This is a genomic window from Cohnella yongneupensis, from assembly GCF_042655785.1.
GTDB classification, from domain to species: domain Bacteria; phylum Bacillota; class Bacilli; order Paenibacillales; family Paenibacillaceae; genus Cohnella; species Cohnella yongneupensis.
In genome coordinates this window covers 1-17,514 of sequence record NZ_JBHSNC010000051.1, presented here as the reverse complement: position 1 = coordinate 17,514, position 17,514 = coordinate 1, and the positions used below count along the sequence as shown (strand labels likewise).

Genomic DNA, 17,514 nt, shown 5'->3' with positions numbered 1-17,514 from the left:
GAATTTCAGGGGAGGCAGTACTTCGTGGGTGCTAGCAAAAAGACCAGTACAATTAATAATCAAATGGATTTATTAAGTTATTTGACTGGCGGAATGATTATTCTATTTCTTCTAGTTTCATTATTCAACTATGGGTATTTTAATGGTGTAGGTTTACATAGCGCGAATCAAATTTTATTTGAAAAAAGCCTTATGTATGGAGTTATGTTTGGTATACCGGCTTTTATTTTTGCATTAATGTATATCCTTCGCTCGAAACAATTCGAACGCAAACATCTGCTAACTTTAGCTGGATTAATAATACCCTTGGTCTATTTGATCAGTTCGTTTAATGCGGAATCGTCATACTTATCTAGAATCTCAGTGCTTTTCAGCGTAGCGGTATATGCATTCTATTTGACAGGAATATATCTATCAGATAATAAAAAAATAATCAATTTATTACTTCAGGCTTATTTAACTATAGGGAGTTTATTCGTACTATACGGATTTACCTATCTGATAGGAAATCGCTATAAACTAGATTCTCTGATGTTTGTGGAGAATGTACGCTTAGCATCTGTGTTTACGTATCCGAACGCATACGCCGTATTTTTGTTGACTCTTGTTTTGGTTAATCTACACTATCTGGTTAAGGTCTGTAAGACATGGGTGCTACTATCGTTAGGTTTCTCGCTTGCGCTCATTACAGCTTCGTTGTTGTTAACGTTATCTCGTGGAGCAATTATCGCTATACCGGTCATAGCGCTAGTAACGCTTATTGTATCCGGATTTAGAAAACAAATCCTCATGAGTGTATATTTTGTCGTCTCGATGATATTGTCGCTCTTGATTCAATCCTATTTGACGAACAGTGGTAACGAGGTTTATCAAAGCACCCAGCAAATGATTGCGGCCCAGCAACTTATAACCACAGTCGGATGGTTTACATCGGATTCGCTGAGCGGTTGGCTAAGGGTATTGGGGATTGCGGTCGCGATGTCGATCTTCGTGTTATTTTTTAATAAATATTTACTAAGCCGTTTAGCTAACAGATTAGAGCAGTGGGAACATAAGAAATCTTCTAGGTATTGGTTGCCGGGAGTATTCGTGATTTTATGTGTTATCGGAATCATTGTCATCGGTACGGGTGTATTAAATTCAATTTTGCCGGCTGCGCTATCCGAAAGATTGAGTAGCATTAATTTTCAGCAGCACAGCGTTCTAGAACGGCTGACTTTCTACAAAGATTCTATCTCGATGTGGCTAGACCGCCCGTTAGTTGGAGGCGGTGGCGGAGCGTGGGAGGCACTGTATGATCAATATCAGTCCTATCCTTATAGCAGCTCGCAGACGCATAGTTATCCTGTGCAACTTCTCGTGGAGACAGGAATTATAGGATTATTGCTAACTAGCTTATTTATCTTGTACATCGTAATTTCGTATGTTGTTCGTTATTTTAGAGAAAAAGCAGCCGACGGTAGCGAAAGCTTACTAGTATTATTGATTGCGCTCAGTATCCTCATTCATAGCTTAATCGACTTCGAGATGAGCTATTTCCTGTTTAATGCGATTGTATTTTTCTGTCTAGGTATTCTTGCCGGAAAACATAATGAACCAATTACGAACGTATCGCTAGTGAAACGTCAGATTGTAATTAAGCGCGTCACAGGAGCCGCCTGGGGTGTTATTGCAATCGTACTGTTATATAGTGTCTCTACAACGCTATACGTAAATGGGAAGTATCTGACTAGCTCCAAACAGCTGCAAGTACAACAGGGCATGGATCGAGTGATGGCGACAATTGAAGCTGGTTTGAAGCAACTGCCGAACCATCCTTATTTGCTCGAGAGAGCGGCAGGGTTGAACTATCAGGCTTATGAGCAGACGAAGGACAAAAATTATTTGAATATTGCTGACCAATATTTGAACCGATTGAGCGAGTCTGAACCTAAGTATAGAGCATTGCCAAATATCTCGTACACACGAGCGATGGTAATGGGCGATAAGCAGCTGGCGGTTAATTCGCTCGACCTTGCTATACAGCACTATCCATATGAGTTGTCCTATTACGAGCAATCGATTATCGATCGGTACAACCTATGGAAAGAAGCTTACGATCGTTCGGATCGCGCATCAATGGAGAGCGAGAGTAAGAAGATCGCAGACATATATGGACAAGTTCAAGAGCAAGTAAAGAAGCTGCAAGAACTGCCTAAAGCAATCATCATTAATCGTGCCTATATGGTTACTCCTAACATGCGATTGAATGTCGGTAAGTTGGCTTTCTACGAAGAAAAGTATGAGGTTGCCGCAAGCGAATTGAAGCAAGGCTTAATGGAACAATTAACCGGTGCTGTAGATCAAGAAATCGCAAGATACTATCTAGCTTCGATTCGTAAGCTTGGTCAAGACGATGACGCGCTATATCAGAAATTAGTTGCCGCAAATTCGAATGAAGCAAGTCAATTACAGGCATTATTGGAATAGACAAATGGCTCGCTATTCCGTGCTTTTAGGACAATATTTAGCCTTGGAATAGGCGAACTGTGATAAGATTAAATCAAAATATTTTAAATAATGGGGAAGTCCCTTATGCGAATTAGCGAATTGGCGAATCAGCAAGTGTATCCTCATCGCGTGCGCACTGTTGGAACGGTTGCCAAAGAAAGATTAACTAAGAAGAGAAGCTTGGTATTCCTCGGCAGATGGTTCATAGCGATGGAATATGTGGGCTATGTGGTCACCTTCTATTTGCTGATGGCTGCCAAGGTGTTGCAGGACTATCCTCAAATCAATAGATTTAACCCCATAGAATGGTCGCGTGAAATATCGGTGTTCACCGATTATGCGATTTTCTTACTGATTTTCTTAGTCATTCATGCATTCGCAATTGTACAAAATCAATTGTTTTCGGGTAAAGCGGAAAGATCATTTTTCGAACAGTATCGGCTAAGTTTTCGATCACTTGTCTATGCCTTCCTAATTACGCTAGGCATAACATTCTTGCTCAAGACGACATTTCTGTATTCTAGGGTAACGCTAGTAACCTTCCTAGTAATGGTGATGTTGGAGTCGTTGATATTGTTAGGCGTAAAGGGAGTGATCATTAACAAACGTTATAGAGCCGGCGTCGTTAAACAACAAGTGCTTATTGTCGGCGCAGGTAGAGTAGGGACGAAATTACAGGAACAACTATCCCAATCCGCCGACTTAAAGCATGACGTAATCGGCTACCTTGATGATCGTAAGCAAGGGAAAGATATTTTGGGGAAAACTTCGGAGTTAGAGAGAATCATCCAACAGCAACATATAGATACGATCTACATAACAATTCCATCCGAAAGACACATCATTGAATCGATGCTTCATACCGTTTACAAGTATGATGTAGATATTCGGATTATCCCGGAGATGTTCGATCGCATGGCAACGGTGTTCGCATTCCGAAGCGACCTGGAGCTGCCGTGCTTGCAAATCGTTAAGACGCCTTTAAGGGGCATCAACGTATTTTTAAAGCGAGTAGCCGATATTGTAGGAAGTTTTCTGCTATTACTACTAACATCACCTCTTCTACTGGTACTCTCCATATGGATAAAGCTAGATTCCAAGGGTGAAGTATTTTTCAAACAATCGCGAGTCGGTAAAAATGGCATTCCGTTTCAAATGCTCAAGTTCCGCTCCATGCAACAAGGGGCAGAGTGGGAACAACGTGCATTGTTTAAAGCTAATGAGGCTTCGGGACCCGTGTTCAAAATGCGTAACGATCCAAGGGTAACAAGAATCGGGGCATGGTTGCGCAGATATTCATTAGACGAGCTCCCGCAGCTATGGAACGTGCTCAAAGGCGAGATGAGTCTGATTGGCCCTAGGCCGCCGCTACCTTCGGAAGTCGCGCAATATACAGATTACCATTGGCGTAGAATGGACGTTCTGCCGGGAATGACTGGTCTTTGGCAAGTTAGTGGTAGAAGCGATCTAGATTTCGAAGATTGGATCGACTTGGATATTTACTATATCGAACGTTGGAGTTTTGCGTTGGAGATGAAGATCTTGATTAAGACGATTCCTGCAGTAATTAAGGGCTCGGGCGCTTACTGAGGACGCAAAGCTAAAGAGGAGGCGAGTCCGATCAGAGTATCAGTTATCATTCCTACATTAAACGCGGAGAAGTATATTTCTGATTTGCTAGACTCGCTTCAGAATCAAACCGTCCGTCCTTTCGAGATTCTAGTAGTAGATTCGACATCAGAAGATCGTACGGCGTCAATGGCTTCCAATAGGGGGGCTACTGTTCTTTCTATAGAGCGCCGTCATTTCGATCATGGCAAGACGCGTAACTTGGCGGCTGCACATGCATCCGGCGAGGTTCTTGTATTCATGACGCAAGATGCCATTCCGGCTGATGATTCCTTCATTGAACGGATTGCTAAACCTTTCGCAGACGAGAAAGTAGCTGCTGTAGGCGGCAGACAAGTTGCATACCCCGATGCCCATATTCTTGAGAGGATGAATCGAGAGTTTAACTATCCGACCGAGCCGATGAAGAAATCGCTTGCAGATATTAAACGATTCGGCATTAAAACCTTCTTCCTGTCCAACGTATGTGCAGCCTATCGTGCGTCCGTATTTCGTGAATTGCAAGGATTCGTAGAGCCGATCGTAAGCAATGAAGATATGATCATGGCTGCTAGAATGATAGAGGCTGGCCACGTCATAATGTACGCTCCAGAAGCTAAGGTCGTTCATTCCCACAATTATTCGTTAAAGCAACTTTTCACCCGCTATTTTGATATAGGTGGCTCTTTGCAACTCCACAACTGGATATTGGCTTATGCTAGAGCTGAAGGAGAAGGCTTTCGACTTATCAGAAGACAATTGTCGTATCTGAAATCGCCAAGCGAGTGGCGGTGGCTTCCACGACTGGCAGCTGAGACGGTTGTTAAGTATGCAGGCTATCGAATGGGGTTGGTACATCACAAGTTACCCTCAAAGCTACGCAAAAAGTGCAGCATGCATCCATTTTTCTGGGATCGCGTTAATTCAACTAAGACAGTGGGGGGAGTAACTATAAATGAATAAGCGAAAAACTACGCTTTTGGCGGCAACTCTTTCAGTCGCATTAATTGGCGCTTTCAGTTGGTATCAATCTGCCGAAGCTGATAGTTCATCGAATCCGGGGTCTACGAATGATCCGATCGTAACGAAAAGCTATGTGGATAAGAGTATCGCCGAACAGGTTCAGATAGAGCTACAAAAGCAACTCGCGGCTGGCGTTGGAGGCGGCGAGGCGTCGTCCTCGTCGAAGCTAGAAGTCGTTACAGTTCCGCTGGGCAGTAAAATTATCGTCGCCGATGGCGGGGAGTTAATCGTACGCACCGGCAAAGCGATCGCATACAGTGCTGATGCTAACGGATTGTCCGATATGACGGACGGCATTGATATCGCGCCTGGTAAGCCGATCAAGACGAATCACCTCATTTTGTTCCCAAGAGGCGGACGGGGAGTCGAGGCGGATCCTAAGCAGGCTAAGGGATTGATTGTTTTGGTACGTGGAGGATATCAGCTGCAATAATAGAGAATAGGTGAGATAGATGAACATAAACCCTAATATTATCAGTCAAAGTTATGCGATTTCTAAAGAAGATCGTCAAGCTAAGAATAAGCACAGAAGCTTTGTAATATGGTTGACTGGGTTGTCAGGATCGGGAAAATCCACTTTAGCAAACGCTTTGGATCAGTATTTTTTTAATAATGGGTTAAGTTCTTATGTGTTAGATGGCGATAATATCCGCCAAGGATTGAATAAAAACTTGGGGTTTAGCCCTGCTGACCGTAAAGAAAATATCAGACGCGTAGGAGAAGTCTCGAAATTATTCGTTAGTGCGGGATTAATCTCGATTGCCGCATTCATATCACCTTATTTAGAAGATAGAGTCGAAGTGAGAGAGATGTTCTCGGAAAAAGAGTTCATTGAAGTATTTGTGAATTGTCCGCTGGAGTTGTGCGAGAAACGAGACCCGAAAGGGTTGTACCGCAAAGCCAGAAACGGCCAATTACAACAATTTACGGGTATAAGTTCTCCATACGAAGAATCAATTGAACCAGAAATCGAAATCCGTACGGATCAATTGTCGGTGGAAGAGGGCGTTTCAAAAATCATATCCTTCTTAAAAGGACAAGTGTTGATATAGTCCTATTAGCCTTTAGAGGAGACTTTTTATGAGTAGTGTCGCATGGAACCCTAAAAAAGTTGTATTCCCCCTGGAGATTTTCGGTACAGGGTTCTGCAATTATTCGGGCGGCTATTAACATCGTTAACTAATAAACTGCAAGCCATGTACGACCCTAAGATAGTAGCGGAGTCGTTGAGATACGAAAATCGGGCGCGGAAATTATCACATAAAAACAGCACAAGGAATTGAACTTGGGGGAGCACCGACCAGCATTCTCGGAGAGGGATCACGGATCCTTGGCTAATGGTTTTGTTGACTTTGGATTAAGTCCAACCGTCCATTCAGAAACTTTGTAGACAGAAAATGATTGTTTCCAAAAAAATGGGGGGGTACTAGTTATGCGAACTACGAAATCAACGGCGGTTTGCATACTTGGTATGCATCGCAGCGGCACATCGGTCTTCACTCGCACATTGAATTTACTGGGAGCTTATTTGGGTGAAGACCATGATTTGATGCCTGCGACTGAAGACAATCCTGAAGGCTATTGGGAACATACAGGGATCGTTACGACACACAACAAAATACTTGATATTTTGCAATCGCGGTGGGATACTGCGTTTCCATTGCCAAGTGGTTGGACGAAGCTACCGGAAATTGATGAATGCAAAAAAGAGCTGATCGAGATTGTCGATAAAAGCTTTATAGATAAACCGCTATGGGCATGGAAAGATCCAAGGACGTGTCTATTATTACCTCTTTGGCAGGAAATCGCGTTAGAACTTGAATTCGAGATCAAGTATTTGATTTGCATGAGAAATCCAAACGAAGTAAGTCTATCGCTTCAAAAGAGGGACGGATTTTCTGAAGAGAAGTCGTTAGGGATCTGGTATAACTATACTTTGTCATCTTTGTACTGGACCAGTTCCTGTAGCAGGACAGTTGTACAGTATGAGAGTTTTTTAGAACACTGGAAAGAAGATTTGGAAACAATCACTAATGGCCTGGACATTATATGGCCTTGCGATGAAGTGACCGCGCATGCTCGTATAAGTCAGTTTATCAAACCGGGGTTGCGGCGAAATAAGTCGTTGGATAATAAATTGGAACGGAACGAGCATTTGCATTCGATTAAGGAAGTATACAATGCCTGCAAAGAAATTGACGGTAACGATTTGGGCTCCGCTTCATTTAATCTTTATATTAGCAAATTGTACTTAAACTATTTATCGACAAGTCAACTTTTATCAGACGATGCAACCAATACGTTTTTACAAGTTTTTTGGGAGACAGATAACAAGACTTTTAATGAAGCAAGCTCAATAAAGAGAAATATACAGGCGAATGGAAGATTCAACGAATATACTTTGTACTTCCCCAAGGGAGTTCAAGGTAACTTGCGCATAGATCCGAGTGGAGTATCTTGTTTTATAGATATCTTGAGTATTGATGTCGAGTTTAATAACGGCGCGTTCAGAATCTCGAGCAGTAATAATTTCGTTAATCTATCGGTTGATAAGTTGAACTCGCAATCGATCGCAATAGATGATTGTTACTCCATTGCTTCCATGTCCGATGATCCTCAAATATTTGTAAGTATCCCAGAAGCAGCAAAACTTCAAGAGATAATCTCTATTAAGATTGTTTATAGAATAGCTACAATTGTCGAATCGAAATATGCCCAACTACTTGCTGACGTTAATCGTGGACATCTTAAGACGGTTGACGAAAAAGATCAAACGATCCTACTTGTTAAAAAGCAGGTGGCGGAAAGACAAGCTGAGGTTGATAAGCATAAAGAGATTAGCGAACAATACATAATTCAGAATTCAAGAATGAATGAGCAAATCAAAATTTTGAATGATAATAACGTAAAATTCAGAGAAAACATTGTCAATAATATCGAAGAAATCAAAAGATTACAGTTAACGATTGTTGATCTCAGCGAGGAAATTCAACAGTTAAACAGAAAAATCGAGCAACGTGAAGAAAAGATAGGCAGATATAGGATGGAGGTTGCCGACATGACTTCCACTTTATCGTGGAAGCTTGGAAGACCTTTGCGGGCTATTGAGAGGTTTATAAGAAGACGAGCTAAAAATAGATAATCTTGGGGGCAATCTAGATGGAATCAGGCGTAAGCATAGTAATCCCTACATTTAACGGCGGTTCGATTTTCGAACATTCCGTGGGAATGTTGCTAAAGCAAGACTTTGCTCGTCCCATTGAAATAGTAGTGATCGATTCAGGCTCTACCGACAATACAGTGGAGATTGCAAAGAGTGCAGGCGCCATCGTGCATACGATCAGCAATAAGGATTTCCATCATAGCAGAACGAGAAATCAAGCGGTGGCCATGACTTCGTATGAGAATGTCGTTTTGTTGGTTCAAGATGCTATTCCAGTAGATGAAAAATGGCTTGGACGACTCGTCAGCGCGCTTGAGGATAATGATGTGGTAGCAGCATATGGACAACAAATTCCACATCATGATGCCGATCTATACGCAAGATTCGAAGTAGATTATCATTCGAAATATTTAGGTGACGCTCCGATAGTTCAAGAGATTGGTTCCATAAAGGAATTCGAGATGCTTCCCTTTGATGAAGGTCTTCGTAGAATAAGATTTGACAACGTTTGCGCGATTTATAAAAAGAAAGTATTGTTGGAGACTCCATTCCCAGACGTACCATTCGGTGAAGATATGGCATGGGCTTTTGAAGTAATTAAGCAAGGGCATGTCATAATGTATGATCCTCGCGTTAAGGTACACCATTCTCATAATCGTAGTCCCAATTACCGCTTTAGAAGAGCGATTATTGATAATGTTGTATGTGCAGAAGTAATGGGAAAACTGAAAAGAGACATGACTTTCCTAAAATACAATGATTTATTGATGATAACGGAAAAAACGAATCAAATGGCTTCAAAGATTCACGAAGAACTAGGTCATAAGTCGGCAGGTCAAGGGTATTCATTAAAATTGCTAAAGAAAAGCAAATCAATAAAGGCTATCTATTGGTTTATTATGAAGCTTGCAAAGCGAGCGGAGTTGAATTCGGCAGTCAATTCAGGTATAGTGCTGGCTTTTCAGAATCATATAAATTACGTCCTGCAATTAATTAAAGAACAGTATTCAAACGCGACTAATGAACAATTGAATGATACGGTCGATCAAATCGTAGGCAGTATGGTTGGCGGGTTGTACGGCGAGACTTATGCAAGTTATAAACAAAAAGGCGTAGTGCCGCATGATATTGCTTTACTTATCGAGGAAAACTCTAAGGGGGTGTAAGATTTGGGGAAATTTCTCCTTGCATGCCATCAATTTTTCCCCAGATTTTATACGGGAACTGAAACGCTTACTCTAGAAGTAGCAGAGGAATTAAGAAGATTAGGACATGATGTGGCCATACTCACGACGGAGCCAATCTTACCGGGTGACACCGTACCAGAGAAAGTCGAATGCCGCGAGGAGTCCGTACGAGGAATTACGGTATGGAAACTCGTCATACCCGAGGTCCATGATCCGATCAAGAGGTTAGAAAGCGAATCCAATGATCCATCGATAGAGCAACATGTTAGCGCGATTATCAATAGCTGGAAGCCGGATATCGTGCATTGTTTTCATTTGATGAGATTAACGCAGACTTTTGCCAAAGTAGTTAAACAGCATCGTATCCCGTTTTGCTTGACCGTAACCGATTTTTGGGTAATGTGCCCGACCTATCAATTGATTAAGTACAATAACAAACTATGCAGTGGGCCAAGCGATACAAAGTGCTTTTCGTGCCTCATCGATGCATATACCAAGGGCATGGCAAAAGTTCCTGTCAAATTTAAGGTAGCAAAGCGGTTGCCACGCATCGCATCGCGGGTAAACACAGGAGCGAATTCCAGCATAAAATCATTAGGGGTTAGAATTAACCGTCATAAAGACTTTTTCGGAATGATAGATGGCGTAGTATGGTCGAATCCATTTATTCAATCCATTTTCCACGACAATAAATTCCAAAACAAAAACGAATACATAATCCCATTCCCTATTCCTGAGCAGTCAAGAGGCACGGTTAATCTACCTCTGGCAAAGAAAGACGGGGTGCTAAAAGTAGCGTTTATTGGCACGCTGAGACCATCGAAGGGACCGCAAATTCTTCTTCAAGCGGCAAGGCATTTAAAAGATGAAACCAACATCGAGTACTATATTTGGGGCGCCGCGGAAAACGAAAAATTCGAGATGACGCTTAAAGAGCTGTCTGGGAACTCCAGTCAAATTCATTATTGCGGCGTTTTTCCGCAAGAGAAGTTTGCCGATGTTCTACGTGACATACATGTCGTCGTCATACCTTCGATCTGGTATGAGAATACGCCACTGACCGCGTTATCGGTACTGGCGGCCAAACGTATTTTAGTTGTCTCGGATTTAGGAGGATTATCTTCATTGGTGGAGAGCGGAACCAGTGGATATACTTTCCCGGCAGGCGACTATAAAGCTTTAGCTGACACAATTAAACACATCTCCGATAACAGGCATCTGATTCATGAAATTTCAACTCACATAAAGGAGCCTCTTAATATCGCTAGGTATGTGCAAGAAATGCAGACTAGTCTATGGAGGGAGGTAAAAATGGGGGCGGCACATTGAACTGTCTAGTGCTGGGCGGCGGCGGGTTTATTGGTACTCATATTTGCGAAGGACTACTTCGTGAAGGGCATCACGTGAGAGTTCTTGGAAGGACTCAACCCGACAAGGCAAATAAACTTATATTAGATAATGTTGAATGGATTATGGGAGACTTCTCAAATCTTGAAACTATAAAGAAGTCGATGATGAATATTGATATAATCTTTCATTTAGTAAGTACGACAAATCCAAAGACTTCGAATGACAGCCCAATAATAGACATGTCGTCCAATGTTATTCCAACTTTGCAACTATTAGATGCGGCTAAAGATCAAGGCATTAAAAAGATTATCTTTGCTTCTTCGGGAGGGACCGTCTACGGAAAGCCATCGATAATTCCTATCCCAGAAACGCACCCTACTTTTCCAACGAGCTCTTATGGGATACATAAGCTTACTGTAGAGAAGTATTTACATATGTACTTCGAGCTTTACGGTCTTGATTATTCAGTTATGAGAATATCTAACCCGTATGGGGAGGGTCAATTACCCGATAGAGGCCAGGGAGTCGTTGCGACTTTCTTGAATCGGTCACTTAAGAATGAAAAAATTGAAATCTGGGGTGATGGTAGCGTCATTCGAGATTACATTTATATATCTGATGTAGTATCTGCAGCGATAAAGCTATTGGATTATGAAGGAAAAGAGAAGATCTTTAATATAGGAAGCGGCGTAGGTAAAACCTTAATTGAATTAATTGAAATCATAGAACACGTTGCAAATACAACGTTGAATGTTAATTATATTGGTGGGAGAAAACTTGATGTTCCTGTAAACGTCCTTGATATTCAGAGAGCAAAGAAATTATTGCTTTGGGAACCAAAGATGAGTTTATTTGAAGGCATCGAGAGGACTAAGTTGATGTTGAAATAGGTGGAAACAAGTTGATTGAAGGGCTGGGAGGGAGTATGGATCAATCTAGCACAATTGCGCTATTGCTCTCCACGTTCAATGGACATAAATATTTGAAAGATTTTCTAGATTCGTTAGCCTCACAATCCTACCAAAATTTTATTTTGTTTGTTAGAGACGATGGCTCAAGTGACGAGACAGTAAGTATTATCGAGACATACAAAGAAAAACTAACCCTTCATCTTTTGGAAGAAAGATCGAATCTGGGCGCTAAGCTAAGTTTTAACCGATTATTGGAGTACACTGAGAATAATTTCAAATATGAATACTTTATGTTTGCAGATCAGGACGATATTTGGTTGCCAGATAAAATTGAAAGTACTTTCACCAGAATGAAAGCATTGGAGCATGAACATCCAGGTGAGCCTGTTCTAATCCATACGGATCTAATCATATGCGATGAAATAGCAAATGTGATCTCTCCATCCTTTTGGGATTATCAAAATTTAGACCCTTCAAGAACGCAACTAAACCAACTTCTTGTACAAAATGTAATTACGGGATGTACAATGATGATTAATCGCAAGCTTGCCCAGGTATGCCAACCGATTCCCCAACACTGTATGATGCATGATTGGTGGATTGGTCTGGTCGCAAGTTGCTTTGGACATATCGGGCATTTAAACAAGGGAACCATTCTTTATAGACAGCATGGGAAGAACCAGGTCGGCACTAATGGATATAGGTTCAAAAGTGCAGTAGCGAAGATTCGGGAACCCTTTTCTATAGATCCTAATATTAATCAGTGTTTTATTCTGTTTAGATCATTTGAAGACATAATGGATGATCGATTAATAAACACTTTGACAGCATATTTAGCTTTAAGGAAACCTGGTAGGATAAACAAAATTAAATTGGTTATCAAATGGAAATTTTATAAAAAAGGACTCTTACTAAATTCATTCTATATATTGAGATTATTGAGGTGCAAATAATGGCATTAAGATTAAGGCTAAAATTTATTGGTATATTCATGATATCATTCATAAGTTTTTTATTTATTATGGGAATTGGTCAAGTTTTATTTGGAGAAGGACTAGATCCATCGTGGCATAATGCTTTAGATTATGCGATCAAGAATAATTTTCAATTTGGTGACGATATCGTATTTACTTATGGCCCACTAGCTCCTTACTTCATGAATTCGTTTGCATCTGAGTTATTTTGGTATAAAGTTGTATTTTCTTTAATTCTTTCTGGTATAGTCTCCATTCAATTATTTGGTATTGGAATGCAGGCTGGCATTTTATCTACGATTTTTCTTGCGACTGGATTTGTCTTAAATGCGGGTGACGATACTTTCTATTTTTCCTGTCAGATTGGAATGCTACTCTTATTAATTTTGTATAGAAATAGTAATGCAATTCGAACAATTATTATCATATCCAGCGTAATTATCTTGTCTGTTTTTGGTTACATCAAATTTACCTATTTTTTGACTTCTATATTTATCTTAGTATTAATGGCTATCGTTTTATTCTTGCAAAAGAATAAAATCAGCACCTATTTGGTATTGTTTTCATTTGCAATATCCCAATTTTTAATTTGGATGTTATCTGGTCAAAATCTATCAAACTGGTTCTCCTATATGAAATATAGTTGGCAGTATTCAAATGGATATTCTGATGCGATGTCTCTAGTAGGGAGCAACACAACCATTGTTGTGGGGCTTTTATTGGCTTTCCTTTTGTGTATATGTGTTATATATAAGGTTATGTTAGTAAAATACAGAGAGAATTATTCTTTTCTGCTTTTTTTTCTTTCTATTGTTGGAATAGGTTTTATTGCATGGAAAGAGGGTTATGTTCGGCATGACCTTCATTACACACAATTTTTCATGTATCTAATAGTTGCCCCAGCATTTGTTATTGTTCTTCTGAAAAATTTCCGTGATTCGAATAAGAGTGTAGAAGGTCGTATTATTGTTAGCCTTAAGTTCATGGATAATAAAAATGAAAAATTGATTAAGACAGGTCACTTAAGAATTTGTTGTCTTGTAATGATAAGTGTGATTTCCATAATGACAATAAATTATGCATTCTATAAAAATTTTCTTTCATTTGAATTAGTACGCGGTAAAATAACAGTAACAAAGAGTAATCTTTCAAATCTATTTCACTTAAAAGAACATCTTGCATCATTAGAGGCACAGACAGTAGCGTACCAGTTGGCAAATGAAATACCTAAAATTAAAGCTATTGTTCAAGAGGACACAATAGACATCTATAACTATAATCAGTCACGTTTAATTAGTAACAATCTAAATTGGGTCCCGCGACCCGCTTTTCAAAGTTATGCTGCGTATACCTCTGGGTTGTTAAAAATAAATGAGAAACACATTCTACAAAAACCATCGGAGTATGTCTTATTTAGTAATGAAACCATTGATAATCGATTGCCGCTTCTCGATGATAATTTATGGGTTCGGTCCTTATTTCATCGATATACCCCGATTTTTAATGATAAGGGATATTTATTATTTAAGAGAGATGATAATGTTCACGCATTGCCTAAGTTGGATATTGTCGCTGAGAGAAATGTGAAATTCAATGAAGAGTTCACGCTCCCCAATTTGAGTAATCCCCTATATATTACCGCACAATTTGAGGAAACACTGAAGGGGAAACTTGGAACGCTACTATTTAAGCCGCCAATAGTAGAGATAGTTGTCACCTTAGAGGATCAACAAAGTAGAACATTTAGGATCATACCAGAAATGATATCTGAGCCAACGCTAATATCGTCCGTTTTGATGGGTAATAAAGATGTTCTTAAATTTTTGTCAGGGCAAAATATCAATAAGGTGGTAAGCGTAAAGTTTCAAGTGAAAAACTCATCTTTTTATCACACTAATATCCATATAAGTCTCTTCAAAGACATATCGTATACTAAATTACCAATAGAAAATTACCGTAGTTTAACTGCTGTATGGCAGAATGTAATGAATAAGGAACCTCAAAATATTAGTTCGCCAATCGAATACGATATGCTTAAAGAATATGGGGTAGACGCGTTATTTCTTCATCCCCCCGCTGAAATTGTATTTCCGATAGAGAAAGAGACTAAGGCACACGCAACGTTTGGATTAACATCCGGAGCTAAACAACCTAATATGTCGAATGGTATTAACTTTTATTGGGATGCAGAAGTGAACAATGAATGGGTAAATGTTGCAACTTTCAATTATGGGCCCGATAAGTATAATCAGGAATGGGTATCATTGGATATGGATATACCTGACGGGGCAACAAGAATAAAAGCAAGAATCGATGGTGCGGGCGATACAGGATATGACTGGTTTATTATAAAGGAAATAATGATTAATTGATGGAATGGTTAATGGATTGCCCTCTTGGAAATCGAGAGGGTTTCTTTTGTGTCCAGAGGCACGCATTTTCTAACCGGTGAAAGTCCAGTCGCCATAGGGGCCAAGCCCTCGCATAGCTAGGATACTTGCCTATGGCGAAATCTGTTCGTAATAGCGTATCGACGAAAGTATTTGTCGGAGACAGGGCGAGCGACATACCAAGCCGTAACATGAAGCGATTGAATATTTCGATGAAATAGAGCCATCATTCCGGTGATAAGTGAGCCAGCCCTCCGGAGAAAATGAGCCACCCTTCTGGTGGTAGGAGCCGCCAGCTTGCGGCAGCCCCTTGAATTAGATAGTTGATAGCTAGGTGATGAGTCCTTTACGTTTGCGCATTGAGTCCATGCCTTCGATTGTGATCGTATAGGATGACTGTACGATCCGATCGAGAATAGCATCTGCCAATGTGCTTTCACCGATTTTCCCATGCCAACCGGCAGGGGCGAATTGTGAGCAGAAAATCGTGGACCCTCGTTGATGGCGAGCCTCTACGATCTCGAGCAGATCCCTAGCCTCGCTCTCCTTGAGTGAGACAAGTAGCCATTCGTCCAGGATTAATAATGGTATCTTCTCGTAGGTCTTCATTACTCTTTGATAGATGCCATCGCCCCGGGCTACTGCCAGTTCATTCAGCAATTCGGGTAATAACCGTACATATTTGACCGGATAGAAGCTCCTACAGGCGGCGATACCGAAGGCGCATGCCAAGTAGGTTTTTCCAGCGCCTGATGCACCCATGATGATGATATTTAGCTTCTCTTGAATATAGGTGCCGGTTGCCAAACGAAGGACCTGAGTCCGGTCAAGCTTTCGATCAGCGTGATATTCAACGTCTTCGATACAGGCGTTACTTTGCTGAAAGTCAGCTTTACGGATTAACGAAGATAGTCGGTTGTTCTTTCGCCTGGACCACTCTGTGTCAACAAGGAGTCCAAAACGTTCTTCAAACGATAGGACTTGGAAGTTTGGGTCTAACAATTGATTTCGGTACGATTCCGCCATAACGGAGAGGCGCATTTCTTGGAGTTTGCGCAAGGTCGGTTCTTGCATCATCGTTAAGCCCTCCCGTAATAATCTGCGCCGCGGATGAATCCATGGCTTTCAGAAGAGAGTGATGAATCCGTTGTTTCCAGTTGTGCTTCAAACCGATCCTGTCCGGTAATTAAGATCGTTTTGATGCTCTGGAAGTTAGGCCTTGGCGTGTACGATAATGCTCTAGCACAAGCCGCTTCGAGACGAACTATGCCGTACTTGTCAGCAAGCTTGAGCAGAGCCATGCAGCTTCTATAGCCTTGCTGCTCTACCTTATGGGAAGTGAGAATCGCTTGGACAGTGGTGGCTGTATGTGTGCCAACACTTTGCGCCCAAGAGATAAAGCGATTCGCGTTCCATTGGATGAATTTCTTATGATTGTCCGGCATGTGATCTTCTAGTGTGCTGTATTGCCCCGGTTTCCCATAGAGGCGCGGGTGGGAGCATACGCGATTATTGTTGAAGAAGATCTCGATAACGTTGCGTGTCATTCGTACATCTACGCGATGCTTGATATATTCATAAGGAATGGAGTAGTGCATTTTCTCAATGCTTATATAATAATTGAATTGGACAGTGGCGGTCTTCCAGGTCGCCAACTCATAGGGGGTAGCAGGCAGTAGGAGTAAATACGATTTTTCTTCCGTCATATATACACTGCTCCTGCTCCCTTCTTTTTTCTGAAAGGACTTTTCATTTAAGACGTCAAGCTTCTCCCGGATGGCTTGATTTAACTCCACAGCACTAAAACATTGTTGCTTGCGCAGCGCGGCTAGAATCCATGTGGAGACCACGCCAACGGCCCCCTCAACACTGGGCTTGTCCTTGGGTTTACGGACACGTGCAGGAATGACGGCAGTGTTGTAATGCTCGGCCATCTCGTGATAGATCTTGTTGATTACTGGCTCGTGCCCAGATGCCTTATCCACGCCGGTCTTTAGATTATCCGGTATGAGTACACGAGTCGAGCCCCCGAAGAAATGATACATATGGATATGGGCGGTAATCCAGCTTTCCTGATTTTGCGAAGCAAAGGCCTCTACATACGCATACTGACTGTAGGCGAGAACACCTACAAAAACATACATGGTAACCATCTCGCCCGTCTCTCGGTCAATGATGGACGCCGTTTGCCCGGCCCAATCCACTTCAAGTTGTTCACCCGGCTTGCGATGAATACGCATGGTGGCGTTCGATTTCATTGTGTACTGCTGATAGTGGTGGCAGAATTGCGAATACATGAGTGGGATCTCTCGGCACGACCGGCAGTTCTTGCAGTACTCATTCCAAAGTAAGCTGTTTCCGCTAACCTACCATGACCGAAATTAGCCGGTAAAAGATGTCCAAACATAGACCGATATA

Annotated in this window: 13 protein-coding genes and 1 pseudogene; 11 read left to right on the top strand and 3 right to left on the bottom strand. The window is 41.3% G+C overall.

Going from position 1 to position 17,514, the window contains the following annotated elements:
* Positions 1–24: 24 nt before the first annotated feature.
* From ACFPQ4_RS16595 to ACFPQ4_RS16545, 11 genes are all read left to right on the top strand, one after another.
* Positions 25–2,469 carry an O-antigen ligase family protein gene (locus ACFPQ4_RS16595; RefSeq protein ID WP_378112982.1) on the top strand — a complete coding sequence of 815 codons (2,445 nt, stop codon included), beginning with the start codon at positions 25–27 and terminating at the stop codon, positions 2,467–2,469.
* A 105-nt stretch (positions 2,470–2,574) separates the two neighbouring features.
* On the top strand, positions 2,575–4,080 hold the full coding sequence (locus tag ACFPQ4_RS16590; protein ID WP_378112981.1) for a sugar transferase: 1,506 nt from the start codon (positions 2,575–2,577) through the stop codon (positions 4,078–4,080).
* Positions 4,081–4,110: 30 nt separating this feature from the next.
* Entirely contained in the window at positions 4,111–5,061 is a 951-nt protein-coding gene (locus tag ACFPQ4_RS16585) for a glycosyltransferase family 2 protein (protein ID WP_378113152.1), read from the top strand.
* Positions 5,054–5,554 carry a hypothetical protein gene (locus ACFPQ4_RS16580; protein WP_378112980.1) on the top strand — a complete coding sequence of 167 codons (501 nt, stop codon included), beginning with the start codon at positions 5,054–5,056 and terminating at the stop codon, positions 5,552–5,554. The genes ACFPQ4_RS16585 and ACFPQ4_RS16580 overlap by 8 nt, the downstream gene beginning before the upstream one ends.
* A 19-nt stretch (positions 5,555–5,573) precedes the next feature.
* Entirely contained in the window at positions 5,574–6,173 is a 600-nt protein-coding gene (gene cysC, locus ACFPQ4_RS16575; protein WP_378112979.1) for an adenylyl-sulfate kinase, read from the top strand.
* Between the two features lie 380 nt (positions 6,174–6,553).
* On the top strand, positions 6,554–8,263 hold the full coding sequence (locus tag ACFPQ4_RS16570; RefSeq protein ID WP_378112978.1) for a sulfotransferase family protein: 1,710 nt from the start codon (positions 6,554–6,556) through the stop codon (positions 8,261–8,263).
* 17 nt (positions 8,264–8,280) lie between these two features.
* A complete protein-coding gene (locus tag ACFPQ4_RS16565; protein WP_378112977.1) occupies positions 8,281–9,450 on the top strand; it encodes a glycosyltransferase family 2 protein in 1,170 nt (389 codons plus the stop codon).
* Between the two features lie 3 nt (positions 9,451–9,453).
* Positions 9,454–10,800 (top strand): glycosyltransferase, encoded by a 1,347-nt coding sequence (locus tag ACFPQ4_RS16560; RefSeq protein WP_378112976.1) that lies wholly within the window; start codon positions 9,454–9,456, stop codon positions 10,798–10,800.
* Positions 10,797–11,711, top strand: a complete 915-nt coding sequence (locus tag ACFPQ4_RS16555) for an NAD-dependent epimerase/dehydratase family protein (protein WP_378112975.1) — start codon at positions 10,797–10,799, stop codon at positions 11,709–11,711. Before ACFPQ4_RS16560 ends, ACFPQ4_RS16555 begins: the two co-directional genes overlap by 4 nt.
* Before the next feature lie 11 nt (positions 11,712–11,722).
* Positions 11,723–12,685, top strand: a complete 963-nt coding sequence (locus ACFPQ4_RS16550) for a glycosyltransferase family 2 protein (protein ID WP_378112974.1) — start codon at positions 11,723–11,725, stop codon at positions 12,683–12,685.
* The gene (locus ACFPQ4_RS16545; RefSeq protein WP_378112973.1) at positions 12,685–15,078 is read left to right on the top strand and encodes a hypothetical protein; all 2,394 of its coding nucleotides are present in this window, start codon (positions 12,685–12,687) and stop codon (positions 15,076–15,078) included. Before ACFPQ4_RS16550 ends, ACFPQ4_RS16545 begins: the two co-directional genes overlap by 1 nt.
* Positions 15,079–15,426: 348 nt before the next feature.
* Here ACFPQ4_RS16545 and istB read toward each other — a convergent pair whose 3' ends face one another.
* The 3 genes and pseudogenes from istB to istA form a co-directional block, all read right to left on the bottom strand.
* The gene (gene istB / locus ACFPQ4_RS16540) at positions 15,427–16,173 is read right to left on the bottom strand and encodes an IS21-like element helper ATPase IstB (protein WP_378112972.1); all 747 of its coding nucleotides are present in this window, start codon (positions 16,171–16,173) and stop codon (positions 15,427–15,429) included.
* 2 nt (positions 16,174–16,175) lie between these two features.
* Entirely contained in the window at positions 16,176–16,802 is a 627-nt protein-coding gene (locus ACFPQ4_RS16535; RefSeq protein WP_378113151.1) for a Mu transposase domain-containing protein, read from the bottom strand.
* Positions 16,776–17,435: pseudogene (gene istA, locus ACFPQ4_RS16530) on the bottom strand (IS21 family transposase); the annotation flags it as partial. The gene ACFPQ4_RS16535 and the pseudogene istA, both read right to left, overlap by 27 nt.
* Between the last annotated feature and the right edge of the window lie 79 nt (positions 17,436–17,514).

Coding starts and splice junctions, on each gene's coding strand:
- ACFPQ4_RS16590 (WP_378112981.1), top strand. CDS start 2,575: ATGCGAATTAGCGAATTGGCGAATCAGCAAGTGTATCCTCATCGCGTG.
- ACFPQ4_RS16580 (WP_378112980.1), top strand. CDS start 5,054: ATGAATAAGCGAAAAACTACGCTTTTGGCGGCAACTCTTTCAGTCGCA.
- cysC (WP_378112979.1), top strand. CDS start 5,574: ATGAACATAAACCCTAATATTATCAGTCAAAGTTATGCGATTTCTAAA.
- ACFPQ4_RS16570 (WP_378112978.1), top strand. CDS start 6,554: ATGCGAACTACGAAATCAACGGCGGTTTGCATACTTGGTATGCATCGC.
- ACFPQ4_RS16565 (WP_378112977.1), top strand. CDS start 8,281: ATGGAATCAGGCGTAAGCATAGTAATCCCTACATTTAACGGCGGTTCG.
- ACFPQ4_RS16545 (WP_378112973.1), top strand. CDS start 12,685: ATGGCATTAAGATTAAGGCTAAAATTTATTGGTATATTCATGATATCA.
- istB (WP_378112972.1), bottom strand. CDS start 16,173: ATGATGCAAGAACCGACCTTGCGCAAACTCCAAGAAATGCGCCTCTCC.
- ACFPQ4_RS16535 (WP_378113151.1), bottom strand. CDS start 16,802: ATGACGGAAGAAAAATCGTATTTACTCCTACTGCCTGCTACCCCCTAT.